The 19482-nt window shown below is 64.7% G+C and carries 19 protein-coding genes and 2 pseudogenes; 9 read left to right on the forward strand and 12 right to left on the reverse strand.

Annotated features, from left to right (window positions below; translation table 11 throughout):
• The first annotated feature begins 89 nt into the window (after positions 1–89).
• Positions 90–1340: a KasA/KasB family beta-ketoacyl-ACP synthase gene (locus H0P51_RS25650; protein WP_180915600.1), complete on the forward strand. Its 1251-nt coding sequence runs from the start codon at positions 90–92 to the stop codon at positions 1338–1340.
• Between the two features lie 24 nt (positions 1341–1364).
• Here the strand turns inward: H0P51_RS25650 and H0P51_RS25655 are convergent, their stop codons facing one another.
• From H0P51_RS25655 to H0P51_RS25680, 6 genes are read right to left on the reverse strand one after another with little or no spacing between them, the layout of a single operon-like run.
• A complete protein-coding gene (locus H0P51_RS25655; protein ID WP_180915601.1) occupies positions 1365–2546 on the reverse strand; it encodes a lipid-transfer protein in 1182 nt (393 codons plus the stop codon).
• Positions 2547–2948 carry a MaoC family dehydratase gene (locus H0P51_RS25660; protein WP_180915602.1) on the reverse strand — a complete coding sequence of 134 codons (402 nt, stop codon included), beginning with the start codon at positions 2946–2948 and terminating at the stop codon, positions 2547–2549.
• On the reverse strand, positions 2945–3901 hold the full coding sequence (locus H0P51_RS25665; protein ID WP_180915603.1) for a bifunctional MaoC family dehydratase N-terminal/OB-fold nucleic acid binding domain-containing protein: 957 nt from the start codon (positions 3899–3901) through the stop codon (positions 2945–2947). The genes H0P51_RS25660 and H0P51_RS25665 overlap by 4 nt, the downstream gene beginning before the upstream one ends.
• Positions 3898–5061 (reverse strand): acyl-CoA dehydrogenase FadE29, encoded by a 1164-nt coding sequence (gene fadE29, locus H0P51_RS25670; protein ID WP_180915604.1) that lies wholly within the window; start codon positions 5059–5061, stop codon positions 3898–3900. Before fadE29 ends, H0P51_RS25665 begins: the two co-directional genes overlap by 4 nt.
• Complete coding sequence (locus H0P51_RS25675; RefSeq protein WP_180915605.1) at positions 5061–6068, reverse strand: acyl-CoA dehydrogenase family protein; 1008 nt, start codon at positions 6066–6068, stop codon at positions 5061–5063. Before H0P51_RS25675 ends, fadE29 begins: the two co-directional genes overlap by 1 nt.
• A complete protein-coding gene (locus H0P51_RS25680; protein WP_180915606.1) occupies positions 6068–7318 on the reverse strand; it encodes a cytochrome P450 in 1251 nt (416 codons plus the stop codon). Before H0P51_RS25680 ends, H0P51_RS25675 begins: the two co-directional genes overlap by 1 nt.
• A gap of 121 nt (positions 7319–7439) precedes the next feature.
• Between H0P51_RS25680 and H0P51_RS25685 the strand changes: the two genes are divergently transcribed.
• The 3 genes from H0P51_RS25685 to H0P51_RS25695 all read left to right on the forward strand — a co-directional run bounded on the left by H0P51_RS25685 (position 7440) and on the right by H0P51_RS25695 (position 10413).
• Complete coding sequence (locus H0P51_RS25685) at positions 7440–8603, forward strand: steroid 3-ketoacyl-CoA thiolase (protein ID WP_180915607.1); 1164 nt, start codon at positions 7440–7442, stop codon at positions 8601–8603.
• Positions 8604–8722: 119 nt separating this feature from the next.
• Positions 8723–9178 (forward strand): nitroreductase family deazaflavin-dependent oxidoreductase, encoded by a 456-nt coding sequence (locus H0P51_RS25690; protein WP_180915608.1) that lies wholly within the window; start codon positions 8723–8725, stop codon positions 9176–9178.
• A gap of 5 nt (positions 9179–9183) precedes the next feature.
• Positions 9184–10413 (forward strand): class I SAM-dependent methyltransferase, encoded by a 1230-nt coding sequence (locus H0P51_RS25695; protein WP_180915609.1) that lies wholly within the window; start codon positions 9184–9186, stop codon positions 10411–10413.
• A 19-nt stretch (positions 10414–10432) separates the two neighbouring features.
• On the opposite strand, the gene H0P51_RS25700 is transcribed toward H0P51_RS25695, so the two are convergent.
• On the reverse strand, positions 10433–11353 hold the full coding sequence (locus tag H0P51_RS25700; RefSeq protein ID WP_180915610.1) for an SDR family oxidoreductase: 921 nt from the start codon (positions 11351–11353) through the stop codon (positions 10433–10435).
• 15 nt (positions 11354–11368) lie between these two features.
• The gene (locus H0P51_RS25705) at positions 11369–12166 is read right to left on the reverse strand and encodes an SDR family oxidoreductase (protein WP_180915611.1); all 798 of its coding nucleotides are present in this window, start codon (positions 12164–12166) and stop codon (positions 11369–11371) included.
• A 57-nt stretch (positions 12167–12223) separates the two neighbouring features.
• Between H0P51_RS25705 and echA20 the strand changes: the two genes are divergently transcribed.
• The 5 genes and pseudogenes from echA20 to H0P51_RS29305 form a co-directional block, all read left to right on the forward strand.
• Positions 12224–12979 (forward strand): (7aS)-7a-methyl-1,5-dioxo-2,3,5,6,7,7a-hexahydro-1H-indene-carboxyl-CoA hydrolase, encoded by a 756-nt coding sequence (echA20, locus tag H0P51_RS25710; RefSeq protein WP_180915612.1) that lies wholly within the window; start codon positions 12224–12226, stop codon positions 12977–12979.
• Positions 12980–13029: 50 nt separating this feature from the next.
• The gene (gene ipdA, locus H0P51_RS25715) at positions 13030–13857 is read left to right on the forward strand and encodes a cholesterol ring-cleaving hydrolase subunit IpdA (protein ID WP_425489095.1); all 828 of its coding nucleotides are present in this window, start codon (positions 13030–13032) and stop codon (positions 13855–13857) included.
• Positions 13854–14597: a cholesterol ring-cleaving hydrolase subunit IpdB gene (ipdB, locus tag H0P51_RS25720; protein ID WP_180915614.1), complete on the forward strand. Its 744-nt coding sequence runs from the start codon at positions 13854–13856 to the stop codon at positions 14595–14597. Before ipdA ends, ipdB begins: the two co-directional genes overlap by 4 nt.
• The gene (ipdC, locus tag H0P51_RS25725) at positions 14594–15661 is read left to right on the forward strand and encodes a (3aS,4S,5R,7aS)-5-hydroxy-7a-methyl-1-oxo-octahydro-1H-indene-4-carboxyl-CoA dehydrogenase (RefSeq protein ID WP_180915615.1); all 1068 of its coding nucleotides are present in this window, start codon (positions 14594–14596) and stop codon (positions 15659–15661) included. The genes ipdB and ipdC overlap by 4 nt, the downstream gene beginning before the upstream one ends.
• Positions 15662–15695: 34 nt before the next feature.
• A pseudogene (locus H0P51_RS29305) lies at positions 15696–15791 on the forward strand (hypothetical protein); the annotation flags it as partial.
• A 139-nt stretch (positions 15792–15930) separates the two neighbouring features.
• Here H0P51_RS29305 and H0P51_RS25730 read toward each other — a convergent pair.
• The 4 genes and pseudogenes from H0P51_RS25730 to H0P51_RS25745 all read right to left on the reverse strand — a co-directional run.
• Positions 15931–16248, reverse strand: a pseudogene (locus tag H0P51_RS25730) (hypothetical protein); the annotation flags it as partial.
• A gap of 144 nt (positions 16249–16392) precedes the next feature.
• A complete protein-coding gene (fadA6, locus tag H0P51_RS25735) occupies positions 16393–17553 on the reverse strand; it encodes a steroid 3-ketoacyl-CoA thiolase FadA6 (protein ID WP_180915617.1) in 1161 nt (386 codons plus the stop codon).
• Position 17554: 1 nt separating this feature from the next.
• Entirely contained in the window at positions 17555–18157 is a 603-nt protein-coding gene (kstR2, locus tag H0P51_RS25740; protein WP_180915618.1) for a TetR family transcriptional regulator KstR2, read from the reverse strand.
• Positions 18158–18215: 58 nt separating this feature from the next.
• The gene (locus H0P51_RS25745; RefSeq protein ID WP_180915619.1) at positions 18216–19373 is read right to left on the reverse strand and encodes a DUF4878 domain-containing protein; all 1158 of its coding nucleotides are present in this window, start codon (positions 19371–19373) and stop codon (positions 18216–18218) included.
• Between the last annotated feature and the right edge of the window lie 109 nt (positions 19374–19482).

Consider the following 19482-nt stretch of genomic DNA (forward strand, 5'->3'; position numbering starts at 1 on the left):
GCCTCGCCTCGCTTCCGGTCGATAACCTCGGGTTTGATGCCCGTCGAAGCGGCAAATCGGGGAGACCTCACAACACGGCGGCGACCAGCATGGCAACTTTGAGAACCGGGGCGGGATTTCCGAACGTCGTCGTCACTGCAGTGGCGTCGACCACCGCTTTGGCGCCGGATGCCGAAGAGACCTGGCAGCTGCTGCTACAGGGGCATAGCGGGATCAGGGAACTCGACAAACCATTCGTCGCGGAATTCGATTCGCCGGTGCGTATCGGCGGGCCATTGCGGGAGGATTTCGACGAACACCTGAGCCGCATCGAGCTGCGCCGCTTCGCGTTCATGCAGAAGATGGCCGCGGTGCTAGGCCGGCGGGTGTGGGAACAGGCGGGCTCCCCCGAAGTCGACGTGAACCGCTTGATGGTGTCGGTCGGCCTGGGCTTGGGCAGCACCGAGGACATCCCGTACTGGTACGACATCTGGCAGGTCAAGGGCCTGCGCGCGGTCACGCCGCTGTCCGTGCAGAAGTACATGCCCAACGCTCCCGCCGCGGCGATCGGGTTGGATCGTAAAGCCAAGGCGGGTGTCGTGTCGCCGGTGATGGCCGACGCGTCGGGTAGCGCGGCGATCGCGCAGGCCTGGCAACACATCGTCCTCGGTGAGGCCGACATCGCGATCTGCGGCGGCATCGAGACAGTGGTCGAGGCGGTTCCGGTCGCCGCGTTCTGGCGGCTGGGCATACTCTCCACCAACAACGACGACCCGCGGGGCGCGTGCCGCCCGTTTGATGCGCAGCGCGACGGCATGGTGTTCGGTGAAGGCGGCGCGCTACTTGTCATTGAGACCGAGGAGCACGCGAAGGCGCGGGGCGCGCCGATTCTGGCCCGGATTATGGGCGCGGCTGTCACCTCCGACGGCTACGACATCGTGCAGCCGAACCCGAGCGGTGAGCGCGCCGCGCACGCCATCACCAGAGCCGTGGAACTCGCCGGGTTGACGCCAGCCGAAATCGACCACATCAACGCGCACGCGGCGGGCACCACGTTCGGGGACGTGGCCGAGGCGCGCGCCATCCATCGCGCCCTGGGCGATCACGCACCGGCGGTGTACGCGCCGAAGGCGGCACTGGGCAATCCGCTGGGAGCCGCGGGTGCCATCGAAGCGGTTCTGACCGTGCAGGCGCTACGCGATGGAATCATTCCGCCCACTTTGAATCTCAGCGAACGCGACCCCGAGATCGAACTCGACATCGTCACCGGCGCTCCTCGCCGCGGCAACTATCGCTACGCTATCTCCGAGTCGTTAGGCCTCGGCGGCAACAACGTTGCGGTGGTGTTCGGCGCCGCCTGACAGCGGCCACCAGAAGCCAAGAACTCAGCCGAGGATCAGGCCCGACGTCGGCACACCTGTCCCAGCCGTGACCAACACATGCTCGACGTCGGGCACCGGGTTCACCGAGGTCCCGCGCAACTGCCTTACCCCCTCGGCAATTCCATTCATGCCGTGGATGTAGGCCTCACCGAGTTGCCCGCCGTGGGTGTTGATGGGCAACCTGCCGCCGATCTCGATCGCACCCTCGGCGATGTAGTCCTTGGCCTCGCCGCGGCCACAGAAACCCAACTCCTCCAACTGAATCAACGTGAACGGCGTGAAGTGGTCGTAGAGCACGGCGGTCTGGATGTCGGTCGGGGTCAAACCCGACTGCTCCCACAACTGTCGACCCACCAGTCCCATCTCGGGCAAACCGAGTTCGGGCCGGTAGTAGCTGACCATGGTGTACTGGTCCGGGCTCGAGCCCTGTGCCGCCGCCTCGATGACGGCCGGGCGGTGCTTGAGGTCGCGCGCCCGCTCAGCCGATGTCACCACGATCGCCACCGCACCGTCAGTCTCCTGGCAGCAGTCCAGCAGCCGCAGCGGCTCGGCGATCCACCGTGAATTTTGGTGGTCCTCAATGGTTATCGGCTTCTGGTAGAAGTACGCCTTCGGATTCTTGGCGGCGTGCTTGCGGTCAGCCACCGAGATGGCACCGAAGTCCCGGCTGGTCGCCCCGGACATGTGCATGTAGCGCCGCGCGATCATGGCCACTTGGGCAGCCGGAGTGGAGAGGCCGTGTGGGTAGGAGAAGGAATTGTCAGCGGTGGTCGAATCCGCTTGATCCCCACCGCTTCCCACGAGCCTGGTCTGCACCTGACCGAATCGCATCCCGGAGCGTTCGTTGAACGCCCGATAAGCCACCACACAGTCGGCGACCCCGGTCGCCACCGCGATCGCCGCCTGCTGCACGGTCGCGCAGGCCGCGCCGCCTCCGTAGTGGATCTTGGAGAAGAACTTCAGATCCCCGATGCCTGCCGCACGCGCCACCGCCACCTCAGTGTTGGTGTCCATCGTAAACGTGGTCAGACCGTCGACATCGGAGGGCGACAGTCCGGCATCCTCGAGTGCATCCAGCACGGCCTCCGCGGCCAGCCTCAGCTCGGAGCGGCCGGAGTTCTTGGAGAAGTCGGTGGCGCCGATCCCGACGATGGCAGCACGACCACTCAGTAAACCGGCCGACATCTACACATCCCCCATCGTCAGCGTCACCGTGGCAATGACGTGGTTGCCAAGACTGTTGGCACCCAACACTTTCACCGTGATCAGACCATCCTCGACTGCGGTCACCTCGCCGGTGAAGGTCACCGTGTCGTAGGCGTACCACGGCACCCCGAGCCGCAACCCGATCGACTTGATCCGCGCCGACGGCCCGGCCCAGTCGGTGATGAAGCGCTGCACCAGTCCGGTGTCGGTGAGGATGTTGACGAAGATATCCTTCGAGCCCTTCGCGACTGCCTTGTCCCGATCGTGGTGCACGTCCTGAAAGTCCCTGGTGGCCAGGGCTGTTGAGATGATAAAGGTGGGATCGCCGTAAAGCTTGAGCTCCGGCAGCTGGGTACCGACTTCAGCGGTGGGCGCACTCATGCGTCCGGCTCCCACGCATAGAGGGTCCATTCCGGGCCGCTGTCCCCGGCGGGGAAGTCGATATACGTGACCCGCACCGGCGTGCCGATCTGCACGGCCTCCGGGTCGATACCGCGCAACTCGCCGAGCATCCGCACCCCTTCCTCCAACTCCACCAACGCAATCACGAACGGCAGTGTGCGACCGGGAACCTTGGGTGCGTGGTGCACCACGAAGCTGAACACCGTGCCCCGCCCGCTGGACACGGCGTAGTCGATCGGCGCGGCAGGGTCCTGCCACAGCGCCGGCACCGGCGGGTGCTGCAGCGTACCGTCGGCCAGCTTCTGGATCCGCAACTCGTGTGCCTTGACGCCCTCCCAGAAGAACGCGGTGTCCCGCGACGACGAGGGTCGCATCATGGCGTCGGCATCGAGGTCCTCGGGCACCGAGCCGCTCGCAGCTGAATCGCTGTCGGCTGGCCGGAATTTGAGGATGCGCCACTCCATTTCGGCGACATCCTCATCTCCCACCCGCCAGACGATGTGCTGGTTGATGAAGAATCCTTCACCGAGCGCGGTCCGCTTGGGCCCTACCACGTCTCGCATCTCCGAGTGGATGGTGACCTGCTCGCCAGGCCGCAGGTAGCGGTGGTAGGTCTGTTCGCAGTTGGTCGCGACCACGCCGATGTAGCCGTTGTTGTCGAACAATTCCATCATCGGGCCCATGGGGTCGTCGCTCGGACGCTCCCCACCCAGGCCGAACATAGTCCACACCTGGATCATCGCCGGCGGGGCTACCAGTCCCGGGTGCCCGGCCGCACGCGCGGCGTCCTCGTCAACGTAGATCGGGTTGCGGTCACCGAGTGCTTCCACCCAGTTATTGATCATCGGCTGATTCACCGGGTCGCGCCCGGTGCGCGGCTTGGGACCGCCGGCCGCGACGATTTCCGCGACGGCTGCCTGGATGTCGGTCATCGAGGAACCCTCGGCACCTTCAACCCGGACGCGGCGATCATCTCCCGCATGACTTCGTTGACGCCGCCACCGAAGGTAATCACCAGGTTGCGCTTGGTCTGAGAGTCGAGCCACTCCAGCAGCTCGGCGGTCTGGGGCTCGGCCGGATTGCCGTACTTGCCGACGATCTCCTCGGCGAGCCGTCCGATGTACTGAATCTTCTCGGTGCCAAATACTTTCGTCGACGCCGCATCGGCGACGTTGATGTCTTCACCGGCCGCGGCCACCTGCCAGTTCAGCAGTTCGTTGATTCGCCAGAGCGAATAGATCTCACCCAGTGCACGTTTGACGTCGTCGTGGTCGATCGGGGTGACGCCGTTGCCGCCGGGCTTGGACGCCCAGTCGTGCACGCGGTCGTAGATGCCCGCGGTGCGTCCGGCCGGGCCCAGCATCACCCGTTCGTTGTTGAGCTGCGTGGTGATCAGCCGCCAGCCGCCGTTCTCCTCGCCGACCAACATGTCGGCCGGCACCCGTACGTCGTTGTAGTAAGTGGCGTTGGTGTGGTGGGCACCGTCGGACAGGATGATCGGCGTCCAGGAGTAGCCGGGGTCCTTGGTGTCGACGATCAGGATCGAAATGCCTTTGTGCTTAACGGCTTCCGGGTCGGTCCGGCAGGCTAGCCAGATGTAGTCGGCATCGTGGGCACCAGTGGTGAAGATCTTCTGGCCGTTGACGATGTACTCGTCTCCTTGGCGCACCGCGGTGGTCCGCAACGACGCCAGGTCGGTGCCGGCGTCCGGTTCGGTGTATCCGATCGCGAAGTGCACCTCGCCGGCCAGGATCGCGGGTAAGAACTTCTTCTTCTGCAGGTCACTGCCGAATTGCTGCAGGGTGGGTCCGACGGTCTGCAACGTCACCGCGGGCAGGGGTACGTCGGCGCGATGCGCCTCGTTGACGAAGATGGACTGTTCGATGGGGCCAAAACCCAAGCCGCCGAATTCTTTCGGCCAGCCTACCCCGAGCTTGCCGTCCTTGCCCATCCGGCGGATCACCGCGCGGTAGGCCTCGTTGTGCCGGTCGGACTCCATCGCCTTCGCCTCGTCAGAGGAGATTAGGTTCGAGAAGTATTCGCGAAGCTCCGCCTGCAGCTGCCGCTGCTCGGGAGTCAGGTCAATGAACATTACGGAGCTCCCACCAAGCCAAGACGATGCGAGGGTCCACCCAGCAGCCGGGTCAGATCCTTGATCGTCGAGTAATACCGGTGCATCGGATAGGTGATGTCCATCCCCATACCGCCGTGCAGGTGATGGCAGATCTGCATCACCGGCGGCGCTTGTGACGCCAGCCAGTACCCGAGGACGTCCAGATCATTTGCGGCGTCGCGACCTTCGGACAGCCGCCAGATCACCGACTTGGCTGCCAAGTCGATGGTGCGCGAAGCGATGTACACCTCGGCCAGCTGCGCAGCCACCGTCTGGAAGGTCGACAACGGCTTGCCGAACTGTTTGCGCCCCGCGACGTAGTCGGCGGTCAGCCGCAGTGCACCGGCCACCAGCCCGTCGGCGTAGGCGCCGATCGCGGCCAACACCAACTGATTCACCCGCGACGCCGACGCACCGGCCAGCACATCGGAGTCCGGCACGGCCACGTCCGAGAACGTTACGGTGTATTCCTCGGAACCGTTGGAGGTCGGCGTGCGAACCAGCGCCACCCCGTCGGCCTTCGGCGACACCACCACCACTGCGTTGTCGGCCGTCACCAACATCCAGTCGGCCGAATCGGCGTATCCGACACCAACTTTCACACCCGATAGCCGGCCGCCGCGGAATGCGACCGAGGGCCGATCGGGCAGCGCCGCGCCGGGCTCGTTGATTGCTGCGGTCAGTACCGAGCCCTTGGGGACCCCAGCCAGGAACCGGTCCTGCTGTTCCTCGGACGCCAGATCTAGCAGGGGCAGCACCGCGGAACCCAGCGTCGCCAGGGCTGGGGTGATCGCGCCGTACCGACCGATTTCGGTCAGCACGGTGCCCACCTCGGGCAGGCCCACACCGTCGCCGCCGATCCGTTCGGGTATTGGCAATGCCGCAACTCCTCCGTCGGCCAAGGCTTTCCAAGTCGGATCGCGGTCCATGACGGACGTGACGACATCGGCGACGGCCTGCTGCGTCGCGGTGAGTTCGAAGTCCATCAGGACGTCACCGGGGCGCTGCCCGAGTAGTCGACCTGCCAGTGCTTGATGCCGTTGAGCCACCCGGACCGCAGGCGTTCGGGCTCCGAGAGCGGTTTGAGGTCCGGCATGTGATCGGCCACCGCGTTGAATATCAGGTTGATCGTCATCCGCGCCAGGTTGGCGCCGATGCAGTAGTGCGCGCCGGTGCCGCCAAAACCGACGTGCGGGTTGGGGTCACGCAGGATGTTGAACGTGTAGGGGTCTTCAAAGACGTCCTCGTCGAAATTGGCTGAGCGGTAAGACATCACCACTCGCTGACCCTTCTTGATCAGCACGCCACCCAGCTCGATGTCTTTGTTGGCGGTGCGCTGGAATGCGCTCACCGGCGTCGCCCAGCGCACGATTTCGTCGGCCGCTGTCGACGGGCGTTCCTTCTTGTACAGCTCCCACTGATCCGGATTGCTCGCAAAGGCAATCATGCCGTGGGTGATCGAGTTGCGGGTGGTCTCATTGCCGGCGACAGCGAGCATGATGACGAAAAAGCCGAATTCGTCGTCCGAGAGCTTCTCCCCGTCAATGTCGGCCTGAATCAGGGCAGTGACGATGTCTTCGGTCGGGTTCTTCGTCCGTTCCTCGGCCATCGCCATCGCGTAGGTGATCAGTTCCAGCGACGACTGCGCCGGGTCGATATCGGCGTACTCGGGGTCCTCGCCGCCGGTCATCTCGTTCGACCAGCGGAACAGCTTGTCGCGGTCGTCCTGCGGCACCCCCAGCAGGCCCGCGATCGCCTGTAGCGGCAGCTCGCACGACACCTGCTCGACGAAGTCACCGGCCCCCATGGAGGCCGCGGTCTTGGCGATATTCTGAGCGCGCTGCTTGAGCTCCTCCTCCAGCCGGCCGATCGCGCGCGGGGTGAATCCGCGGGAGATGATCTTGCGCAACCGGGTGTGGTGCGGGGCGTCCATGTTGAGCATGACGTTGCGCTGCAACTCGACGGTCTCGCGCGTCATCTCCTTGGGCCAGGTCGGGATGGCGCCGTTCTCCCAGCTGGAGAAGTCGTCGCTGCGGCGCGACACCTCCTTGACGTCGGCGTGCTTGGTGAGCAACCAGTAGCCGTGGTCCTCGAAGCCTCCGCAACCATCGGGCACGGCGACCCAGTGAATCGGTTCGGACTTGCGCAGCTGGGCCAACTCCGCCACGGGAAGTCCGGCCAGGTTGATGTCGGGGTCGAGGAAGTCGTAGTCGGCCGGAATATTCGGGGGTGCCATTAGGGTGATCTCCTAAATTGCGACGTGGTCTAGTGCCAGTAAAACATGCCTCCACCGCAGACAAAAGGCGCTAAGGCATCCTCGCTTGTCATAGTAATGAAACGTGTTCTAGCCTGGCTCCATGGGTAACCCGGTAATCGTCGAAGCCACTCGCAGTGCGATCGGTAAGCGCAATGGATGGCTGTCAGGACTGCACGCCACCGAACTGCTGGGAGCGGTACAGAAGGCACTGGTCGACAAGGCGGGCATCGACGCGGGCGACGTCGAGCAGGTGATCGGCGGATGCGTGACCCAGTACGGCGAGCAGTCCAACAACATAAGTCGGGTGGCTTGGCTGACGGCCGGCCTGCCCGAGCACGTCGGCGCCACCACCGTCGACTGCCAGTGCGGCAGCGGCCAGCAGGCCAACCACCTGATCGCCGGCCTGATCGCAGCTGGGGCTATCGACATCGGCATCGCCTGCGGCGTCGAGGCCATGAGCCGGGTGGGGCTGGGCGCCAACGCGGGCCCCGACCGCGCGCTCATCCGCGCCGAATCGTGGGACATCGACTTGCCCAACCAGTTCGAAGCGGCCGAGCGGATCGCCAAGCGGCGCGGCATCACCCGTGCGGACATCGACCAGCTCGGCTTCGAGTCGCAGCTCAAGGCCAGGCGCGCCTGGGACGAAAATCGCTTCGAACGCGAGATCTCCCCGATCGTGGCGCCGGTGATCGACGAGAACAAGCGGCCCACCGCCGAGCGGGCACCCGTCAGTCGCGACCAGGGCCTGCGCGAGACCACCCTCGAGGGTCTGAGCCAGCTCAAGCCAGTGATGGAGGGCGGGATCCACACCGCCGGCACGTCGTCGCAGATTTCCGACGGCGCGGCCGCGGTGCTCTGGATGGACGAAGACAAGGCCAAAGCGCTGGGGCTCAAACCACGGGCCCGGATTATCAGCCAGGCCAACGTCGGCGCCGAGCCCTACTACCACCTTGACGGGCCGGTGCAGTCGACGGCCAAGGTGTTGGAGAAGGCCGGCATGAAGATGGGCGACATCGACATCGTCGAGATCAACGAGGCGTTCGCGTCGGTGGTGCTGTCCTGGGCGCGGGTCCACGGGCCCGACATGGACCGCGTGAACGTCAACGGCGGCGCGATCGCATTGGGACACCCAGTGGGCAGCACCGGCAGTCGGCTGATCACCACCGCCCTGCACGAATTGGAGCGGACCGACAAGAGCACCGCGCTGATCACCATGTGCGCCGGGGGTGCCTTGTCGACCGGGACCATCATCGAACGCATCTGACTTGCGAGCCACGGCTACCGCGAGCGTGACCACACTGTGAAATCACCCGTCTGAAATCGCAGGCAGGTAACCCTCGCGTTGCACAGGTCGGGCCAGCCGCAACCGATCAAGGAGCCCTGATGCCGAAATCCCGCCCCCGGTTTCTGAATTCGCCGTTCACCGACTTCTTCATGAAGTGGATGGCGCGGCTGAACACCTGGATGTACCGCCGCAACGGCGGTGAGGGCATGGGCAGTACGTTCCAGAACAGCCCGGTTGCGCTGCTGACCACCATCGGCCGCAAGACCGGTGAGCCCCGCGTCAGCCCGCTGCTCTATCTGCGCGACGGCGACCGCGTGATCCTGGTGGCGTCGCGCGGCGGTTCCGAAAAGAACCCGATGTGGTACCTCAACCTCAAGGCCAACCCGGCGGTGAAGGTGCAAATCAAGAAGGAAGAACTCGATCTGACCGCGCGCGACGCCACCGACGCCGAGCGCGACCAGTACTGGCCACAGCTGGTGCAGATGTACCCGGCCTTCGAGGACTACCAATCCTGGACCAGCCGCACGATTCCGATTGTGGTCTGCGACCCTTAGCAGCTATGAACGATCGACTGAACGACGTCGTCTCCAATCAGTACGAAAAGTGGACGTACCCAGAACCGATCCAGGACATCACTGCCTGGCTTGTCGACGGTTGGCAGTGGTTTGACCCGAGCCACGCCTTCCTGCAGTTCTGGCCGGACCGCGAATACAAGCCCGACATGGACATCCTGATTGCGGGCTGCGGCAGCAACCAGGCGGCGATCATCGCCTACAACAACCGCGCGGCCCGGGTCGTGGCTATCGACGTCAGCCAGCGATCGCTGGACCACGAGCAGTACCTGAAGGACCGGCACGGGCTGTCGAATCTTGAATTGCACCAGCTACCCATCGAAGAGGTGGCTTCGCTGGGCCTCGATTTCGACTTCATCATGTCGACGGGCGTAGTGCACCATCTGGCCGATCCCGCGCTGGGCATGAAGGCATTGGCCGATTGCCTGCGCCCGGGCGGTGCTGTCGGCCTGATGCTGTATGCGCGGTATGGCCGCATCGGAGTCGAACTGTTGCAGTCGGTCTTTCGAGACCTGGGATTGCAACAGGACGAGGACGGGATCCGGGTGGTGAACGAGACGATCTCGATGCTCGACCCCAACCATCCGTTTCTTGTGTATCGGGACACCGCCCCGGACCTGTATTACGATGCGGGGCTTGTCGATACGTGCCTGCACGGCCGCGACCGCAGCTTCACCACCGATGACTGCATCGACCTGGTCGGCTCGGCGGGGTTGGTGTTCCAGCGGTGGTTTCACAACGCCCCGTACTACCCGCACGACATCGGCAGCCTGTCGTCGCCGGCGACGGAATTCTACGAGATCATGAGCGCCTTGCCGGAGCGCAAGATGTGGTCGCTGTTGGAGAAGCTGCGCACCTCGAATTCGTGTCACTTCTTCGTCGCCGCCCATCCGGATCGACCGAAAAGCAGCTATACCATTGACTTTTCGTCGCCAGACGCTTTGGACTACGTGCCACGGATGCGGTTCGCATGCGGGCTTTCGGGGGCCGAGCTCTCGCGGCCGCAATGGAGCACGACGCTCAACGCCGCCGAGTTGCCCTACGTCCAGCACGTCAACGGGCAACGCACCATCCGTGAGATCGCCGCCGCCGTCGGACGCAACGAGACCGACAGCTTCAAGCTGGGTCTGTACGAGAACTTCGGCCGCATGTTGTTTCAGTCGCTGTGGCGACTCGACTTCGTCGAGATGAGCCTGGAAGCCGTCCGCCGATCCTGACCGGGACTAGGAACCGCTCTCAGGCACCCGCGCCGTAGACCGGCACCGGTGGGCGCGACTTGGCCAGCAGGTCGCTGACGACGGGGCCCAATTCGGCCGGATCCCAGCGCGCGCCTTTGTCAATCTGTGGTCCGCGCGCCCAGCCCTCGGCTACCCGGATCAGGCCCGCCTCCACCTCGAAGACCTTCCCTGTTACCGCACGGGATTCGACGCTGCCCAGCCAAACCACCAGCGGGGAAACGTTTTCCGGCGCCATCGCGTCGAAGCCGCCGTCCTCGGGGGCAGCCATCGTTTCGGCGAACACCGCTTCGGTCATCCGTGTGCGAGCGGCCGGCGCGATGGCGTTGACGGTGATGCCGTAACGCCCGAGTTCGGCGGCACCGACCAGGGTCAGTGCGGCGATCCCGGCCTTGGCGGCCGAATAGTTGCCCTGCCCGACGCTGCCCTGCAGGCCGGCGCCCGAGCTGGTGTTGATGATGCGCGCATTCAGGTCGTCCGGCCCGACGCTGCCGCCCTTGATCTGTCGACGCCAGTACCCAGCCGCATGCCGCAATGTCGCGAAATGGCCCTTGAGGTGGACGCGGATCACGGCGTCCCACTCACTTTCGCTGGTATTGGCCAACATTCGGTCGCGGATGAAGCCGGCGTTGTTCACCAGCACATCCAGGCCGCCGAAGCTGTCCACCGCGGTCTCGATCAGATTCTGCGCACCCGTCCAGTCGGCGACGTCGTCACCATTGGCAACGGCCTCGCCGCCCGCAGCTTTGATCTCGTCAACCACCTGTTGGGCCGGGCTTTCGCCGGCGGACCCATCCAGGCCCACACCGATGTCGTTGACCACCACCCGTGCACCTTCAGCCGCGAAAGCCAAGGCGTGCGCGCGGCCGATGCCGCGGCCCGCTCCGGTGACGATAACTACTCGGCCGTCAACCACACCCATATTTCCTCGTCTCCTCTACTTGATCGCGCTCGCGTTCGTCGTGGCCAGATAGTGCGGCGGTTCACCGCCACCATGTACCTCCAAGGTGGCCCCGCTGATGTAGCAAGCCGCGTCGGAGGCCAAGAATGCCGCGGCCCAACCGATGTCGTCCGGTTTGGCCAATCGGCCCAGTGGCACGTTCTTGGAGATCGCGGCGATCGACTCGGCGTCGCCGTAAAAGAGGTCGGCCTGTTCGGTTTCGACCATGCCGACCACACATGCGTTCACCCGCACCTTCGGTCCCCATTCGACCGCCAGGGTCTCGGTAAGGCTCTCCAGGCCGGCTTTAGCCGCGCCGTACGCCGCGGTGCCCGGGCTCGGCCGCCGGCCACTGAGGCTGCAGATGTTCACGATCGACCCGCCCCGGGGCTGCGCTTGCATCTTCTCGTTGGCACACTGCGAAACCAGCAGGCCGCCAATCAGATTGAGTTCGATGATCTTGCGGTTGAATTTCGGGCTGGACTCTGCGGTCAGCACATAAGGCGAGCCGCCGGCATTGTTGACCACGACGTCGAGCTTGCCGTGCCGCTCGACGATCGAGTGGATCATGGATTGCACGGCTTGTTCGTCACGAACGTCGCAGCTGTGGAACTCATGCGGAAAACCCTCGACCGAGCGGCGCGCGCAGGCGATCACCGTCGCGCCCTGCCCAGCGAAAACCGAGCTGATGCCGGCGCCGACGCCACGGACACCACCCGTCACCAGCACCACCCGCCCAGCCAGGCCGAAGTTGAGGCCGTCGGTGTTCGGGTGCGCTGAGTCCGATTGGGTCACTGTGCTAGCGTACCAAGCAAGTGCTTGCTTAGGTAACTACCCCCAGCAGGAAGTGCCATGACCATCAGCTCCAACACACTCGAACCCGGCATCGTCGCCGTCACGGTCGACTATCCGCCGGTCAACGCCATTCCCTCCAAGGGCTGGTTCGAACTCGCCGACACCATCACCGCAGCCGGCGCCAACCCGACCACCCACGCAGTGATCCTGCGGGCCGAAGGCCGCGGCTTCAACGCCGGCGTGGACATCAAAGAAATGCAGCGCACCGAAGGGTTCACCGCATTGATTGACGCGAACCGCGGCTGCTTCGCCGCGTTCCGCGCGGTGTACGAATGCGCGGTGCCCGTGATCGCGGCGGTCAACGGATTCTGTGTGGGCGGCGGAATCGGCCTGGTCGGCAACTCCGACGTGATCGTCGCCTCCGACGACGCCACGTTCGGCCTACCAGAGGTGGAACGCGGCGCACTCGGTGCGGCTACCCACCTGTCCCGACTGGTGCCGCAACACCTGATGCGGCGGCTGTTCTTTACCGCCGCCACTGTGGACGCCGCCACCCTGCACCACTTCGGCTCGGTGCACGAGGTGGTGCCACGCGATCAGCTCGACGAAGCCGCACTGCGGGTGGCCCGCGACATTGCCGCCAAGGACACCCGCGTCATCCGTGCCGCCAAGGAAGCCTTGAACCTCATCGACGTGCAGCGGGTCAACTCGAGTTACCGCATGGAGCAAGGCTTTACGTTCGAGCTGAACCTGGCCGGGGTGGCCGATGAGCACCGCGACGCGTTCGCCGGCACCGAGAAGGGCAAGAAGTGAGCAACAAGCTGACCACCCTCGACGACGCAGTCGCCAGCGTCGCGAGCGGCATGACCATCGGCATCGCCGGATGGGGATCGCGACGCAAGCCGATGGCGTTCGTGCGTGCCCTGCTACGGACCGACGTCACCGACCTGACCGTCGTCACCTACGGTGGCCCCGACCTCGGTCTGTTGTGCTCGGCCGGCAAAGTCAAGCGGGTCTACTACGGATTCGTGTCACTGGACTCGCCGCCCTTCTACGACCCGTGGTTCGCCAAGGCCCGCACCACCGGCACCATCGAGGCCCGGGAAATGGACGAAGGCATGCTGCGCTGCGGCCTGCAGGCAGCCGCCCAGAGATTGCCGTTCCTGCCGATTCGCGCCGGGCTGGGCAGCTCCGTGCTCGACTTCTGGCAAGGTGAGCTACAGACCGTTACCTCCCCCTACCCCACCGGCGACGGATACGAGACCCTGATCGCCATGCCGGCCCTGAAACTTGACGTAGCGTTTGCACATCTCAATCTCGGTGACGCCCAGGGCAATGCGGCCTACACCGGCATCGATCCTTACTTCGACGACCTCTACCTGATGGCCGCCGAAAAGAGATTCCTGTCGGTGGAGCGCGTCGTGCCCACCGGGGAACTCGTCAAATCCGTGCCCCCGCAGGCGCTGCTGATCAACCGGATGATGGTTGACGGCGTCGTCGAGGCACCGGGTGGGGCGCACTTCACCACGGCCGCACCAAGTTACGGTCGCGACGAGAAGTTCCAGCGCCATTACGCCGAGGCCGCGTCCACTGAAGAGGGTTGGGCGCAGTTCGTGCAGACCTATTTGGCCGGCAGCGAGGACGACTACCAGGCCGCCGTACGCAAGTTCGGTGAGGAGGCAGTCAAGTGAGCACCCGGGCAGAGGTTTGCGCGGTCGCCTGCGCCGAATTGTTCCGCGATGCAGGCGAAATCATGGTCAGCCCGATGACAAATATGGCATCCGTCGGAGCCCGACTGGCACGGCTCTCTTTCTCCCCCGACATCCTGTTGACCGACGGGGAGGCCCAACTGCTGGCCGACACCCCGGCGCTCGGCCAAACCGGCGCCATCGAGGGCTGGATGCCGTTCGGCCGGGTCTTCGAGACCCTGGCCTGGGGGCGCAGGCACGTGGTGATGGGCGCCAATCAGGTTGACCGCTACGGCAATCAGAACATTTCGGCGTTCGGCCCGCTGCAACAGCCGACCCGACAGATGTTCGGCCTCCGCGGCTCGCCGGGCAATACCATCAACCACGCGACCAGCTACTGGGTGGGTAACCATTCCAAGCGGGTGTTCACCGACGAAGTCGACATCGTCTGCGGCATCGGCTACGACAAGGTCGACCACGACAACCCGGCGTTCCGATTCGTCAACGTCTACCGGGTGATCTCCAACCTCGGCGTGTTCGACTTCGGTGGTCCGGACGGGACCATGCGGGCACTGTCGCTGCATCCCGGCGTCGCCGCCGACGAGGTCCGCGAGGCCACGTCGTTCGAGATCCACGGACTCGACGAGGCCGCTGAAACCAGGCTACCGACCGACGCCGAGCTGCAGCTGATCCGCGACGTCATCGACCCGAAAGCATTACGCGACAGAGAGATCCGCCAGTGAGGCTCAAGACGCCATTGACCGAGCTGGTCGGCATCGAGCATCCGGTGGTGCAGACCGGGATGGGTTGGGTGGCCGGTGCACGGCTCGTGTCGGCGACTGCCAATGCGGGAGGGCTGGGCATCCTGGCCGCGGCCACCATGACACTGGATGAGTTGGCGACGGCCATCGGCAAGGTCAAGGCCGCGACCGACAAACCGTTCGGCGTGAACATCCGCGCCGACGCCGCCGACGCCAGCGATCGCGTCGAACTGATGATCCGTGCGGGCGTCAAGGTGGCCTCGTTCGCCATGGCCCCCAAGCAGGAACTGATTGCCCGACTCAAAGAGGCTGGTGCGGTGGTGATTCCGTCGATCGGCGCGGCAAAACACGCCCGCAAGGTCGCCGCCTGGGGCGCCGACGCGATGATCGTGCAGGGTGGCGAGGGCGGCGGCCACACCGGGCCCGTCGCGACCACACTGTTGTTGCCGTCCGTACTGGACGCCGTGCAGGGGACCGGAATCCCGGTGATCGCCGCCGGTGGCTTCTTCGACGGCCGTGGACTGGCCGCCGCGTTATCTTATGGCGCGGCAGGGGTGGCAATGGGGACCCGCTTCCTGCTCACCTCGGATTCCACGGTGCCCGACGCGGTCAAGCAGCGCTACCTGGACGCCGCACTGGACGGCACCGTGGTGACCACCCGAGTCGACGGCATGCCCCACCGGGTGCTGCGCACCGGCCTGGTGGAGAAGCTGGAAAACGGCTCTCCGATAAGAGGTTTGAGCGCTGCGGTGCGTAACGCCGGCAAGTTCAAGCACATGTCTGGGATGAGTTGGCGTTCGATGATCCAGGACGGGCTGGCCATGCGGCACGGCAAGGAGCTGACCTGGTCGCAGGTGGTGATGGCGGCCAACACCCCGATGCTGCTCAAGGCCGGCCTGGTCGAAGGCAACACCGACGCCGGGGTGCTGGCGTCGGGTCAGGTGGCCGGAATCCTGGACGACCTGCCATCGTGCGCCGAGTTGATCGAGTCAATTGTTTCCGAGGCGATCACACATTTGCAAAAGGCAGCTTCGCTGGTGGAATAGCCGCGTTTGTCAACTGGACTACGCCAACCCAGCTATGGCAACCGTCGAGATTGATCGCGCGGCTCCGGGCCCCGCCACGCACCACGCGTTGCCCGATCCCGGTGAGTCAGCACCGAAGCTGGCCCTACCCGGCCCTCCCCGGCCAGCGCCTTCGTCGGCGCCCGCCCCTTGCCGCCCAATGTGAATGCTACTGCGCAACACACTGATTCAGCGTCGCCAGATTCACGGTCGGCGATGATTCACGCCATCCGGCGGCGTGCATCGCCGCGTAAGCGGGCGTCGATCAGCACCAACCGGAGCCGAGACTCGTGCGGTGATTCCGCGCCGGCGTCGACAATCGGCAGCACCCGTCTGAGCCGGACCAGTCCCCGGGTGCCGGGGTGTTGAGCGATCAGCGCCTCCACGTCGGCGATCTTGACATCGGTCGCATTCGCCAGAGCATCCAGTCGCTGGATCGCGTGCAGCCGATCGACGGTTCGCCGCCCGATGTCAAAGATGGTGCGCGCCGGGCTGGTTGTCGCCATCCTTTCGACGATGAGGATCTCGTCGGACGCCAAAGTGGCGGAGTGCACGGTGAGGCGTGCTGGCGCGCAGCCAGCGCCTCGGTACCGAGAAATGGCCAATCCATCCGCGCATGCTCTCACCGCTCAACAGCAACCGGCCGTCGCTTATCAACAGCCCATAGCGCCGCGGGCCAGGCCGCGTCTCACCCCGCCGCTGCGGCGCAGCGACTAAAGCCGCTCGATGATCGTGACGTTGGCGGTGCCGCCACCTTCACACATCGTTTGCAGCCCGTATCGGCCGCCGGTGCGCTCCAACGTATTCAGCATCGTGGTGAACAACTTCGCCCCGGTCGCACCCAGCGGGTGTCCGAGCGCGATCGCTCCGCCGGACGGGTTGACCTTCTCCGGGTCGGCCTTGATCTCCTTGAGCCAAGCCATAACCACCGGCGCGAACGCCTCGTTGATTTCCACCGTATCGATTTCGTCGATCGACAAACCCGTCTTCTCCAACGCGTAACGGGTGGCGGGGATGGGACCGGTGAGCATGAACACCGGGTCGGCGCCCCGCGTGCTGATGTGGTGAATACGCGCGCGGGGGGTCAGCCCATGGTCCTTGACGGCCTGATCGGAAGCCAACAATACTGCCGACGCGCCGTCGGAGATCTGGCTGGCCATGGCTGCCGTCAGCCGGCCGCCCTCGACCAAAGTTTTCAGACCGGCCAGTTTCTCGAGCGAGGACTCGCGCGGACCTTCGTCCACTCGGAATGGTCCGGTTTCCGTTTCAACAGTGAGGATTTCGTTGTCGAAGTTGCCCCCCCGTATCGCGGCGAAAGCCCGCTCGTGACTAGCCAGTGAATACTGCTCCATCTCCTCTCGGGACAGGTTCCATTTCTCGGCGATCAACTCCGAACCGCGGAACTGCGAGATCTCCTGATCGCCGTAACGGTGTAACCACTGCTTGGATTCGTTTGTGGGCGAAGTGAATCCAAACTGCTCGCCGACGATCATCGCCGAGGAGATCGGAATCTGGCTCATGTTCTGCATCCCGCCGGCCACGATCAGGTCCGCCGTGCCGGACATGATCGCTTGTGCGCCAAAAGAAATGGCCTGCTGGCTGGAACCACACTGCCGATCGACGGTGACGCCGGGCACCTCTTCCGGAAAACCCGCGGCCAGCCAGGACAGTCGGGCGATGTTGCCGGCCTGACCGCCGATGGCGTCGACGCACCCGGCGATCACGTCGTCGACGGCGCCCGGGTCGACGTCGTTGCGGTCGAAAAGTCCCCGCCATCCAAGCGCGCCCAGGTCCACCGGGTGGATCCCAGCCAACGCGCCGCCGCGCTTGCCAACCGCGGTACGCACAGCGTCGACGATGTACGCCTCCGGCATTTCAAACTCCTTCTTTGTGGATTCCGCCCAAAACAATGGCGAGGTATTTCTGGCCCACTTGCTGCGCGGTCAGCGGCCCCCCGGGCTGATACCACCGCACCGACACCCAGGTGGTGTCGCGGATGAAGCGGTAGACCAGGTCGACGTCGAGATCGGAGCGGAAATATCCCTCCTCGATGCCCTGGTGCAAGACGTCCAACCACATCTTCCGCTGCTGTTTGTTCAGTTCTTCGACATAGGCGAACCGCGGCTGCGACGACAGCCGCTGCGCCTCGTCCTGGTAGATGACGACCTGAGCGTGCCGGTTTTCAATCGCCTCGAAGGACGCCATGAACAGGCCCTTGAGCCGTTCCAGCGGGTTGGGTTCGCTGTCGACGATCTCGCGATAGCGCGCGAACAACCAGTCCAGGAAGCCGCGCAGTAGCTCGTCGACCATCTCCTCCTTGGAGGAGAAGTGGTGATAAAGGCTGCCCGAGAGGATGCCCGCACCATCGGCGATGTCGCGCACGGTGGTGGCGCGCAGGCCGCGCTCGGCGAACATCACCGCGGCGAGTTCCAGCAACTCGTCTCGGCGGCTGTTAGCCTGACCGGCCACTCGCTCCACCTGCTCAGGGTATCAACCAAGCGCTTGCTCGGCGAACGGGCCCCACCGGTCTGCGCGGTCAGCGCATGGTGACAACCGGCGGGCTCTGCGAGACATCGGCCTTCGCACTCACATAGGCGCGGACTTCGCCCGTCTTGGTACCGCCAGATTTCGTCCGTGCGGTCAATGGAAACACCACGTCGCCCATCACCCTGGCCTCCAGGCGGTACTCGTCGAAAAACGACACCTTCAACCCGCTCAAATCCGGTTGGCCCCAGACAACGCTGCCGTCGACAATCTCCGAGTCGTAGGCATGCTGTGGGCAGTTGGGTGGTGCCAGCTGGGTGGACCTGGTGCAGTCCGCCAAACTCGCCGATATCGCCGACATGATCGCCGACTGCCCGCTGTCACTCAACGTGTACTCCACGTCGTTGAAATAGCTTCCGCCGGAAAGACTGTCGAGTAAGAATGGCTTCTTGAGTTTGACCGCCACGTTCGCGTTGGTGCTGCCCACCTCCACGTATCCGGGGAACACGTACAGCGGCGACTTCCCGACCGAACTTCCGAAGAACGTCAAGCTATCCCGAGCCTTGTTCTCGGTCACGCTCACGGTTTCCACCTTGATCGCACCGTGGTCCAGCTTCCAATCCTTGCCAGACTTCTGCACAGACAACGTGACATCGGAAACGTTGTCGCCGAACTTGGCCGAGACGTGCACCTGCCCGAAGGAAAACGCGCCGCTGTCACTAAGGATCTTGATTTCGGTGATAGGCCACTGGGCGATCTGCTTCTTGAGGACCTCGTCGGTGAGGAAATCCTTCGATCCGGGCTGATCGCTGCTGTAACTCAGCGCCGCCGCCGCGTCACCCTTGGCAAGCGCTTCGAGGTATCCACGGACGGCGTCTCCCGCGCTGCCCGATTTGCCGGCGCCGGTGAACGAGACGACCGCCACGACGACGATCACCACCAGGATGCCGGCGGCGGCGACGCTCAGGCCGATGATCAGAGGCTTCCGATTGGGTTGCCCCGGCACGCCGGGCGGCGGACTGAATTGGCCGCCAGCCATCGAGGGGCCCGACGGCCAACCCTGGTAGCCATGCGGGGGCGGATTCCCCTGCCCGGGCCACCCCGGCTGCGGTGGAGGTGTTGCGGCTGGCGGCAGCCACGCGGCCTGGGTCGCGCCATCTGCTGGATTGGGGGGTTGGCCCCACGGATGTGGACCCGGCCCATAGTTCACGAACAACCCCTCCTACACGGTTAACCAACCAATCGAATTCCCCCATTGGACGGCCACGGACGGGCTTAGCCGCATCGTGAGCATGTAGCTAATCGTAAGTCACCTCGAG

This window comes from Mycobacterium vicinigordonae (genome assembly GCF_013466425.1).
In the GTDB taxonomy this organism is placed as follows: Bacteria; Actinomycetota; Actinomycetes; order Mycobacteriales; family Mycobacteriaceae; genus Mycobacterium; species Mycobacterium vicinigordonae.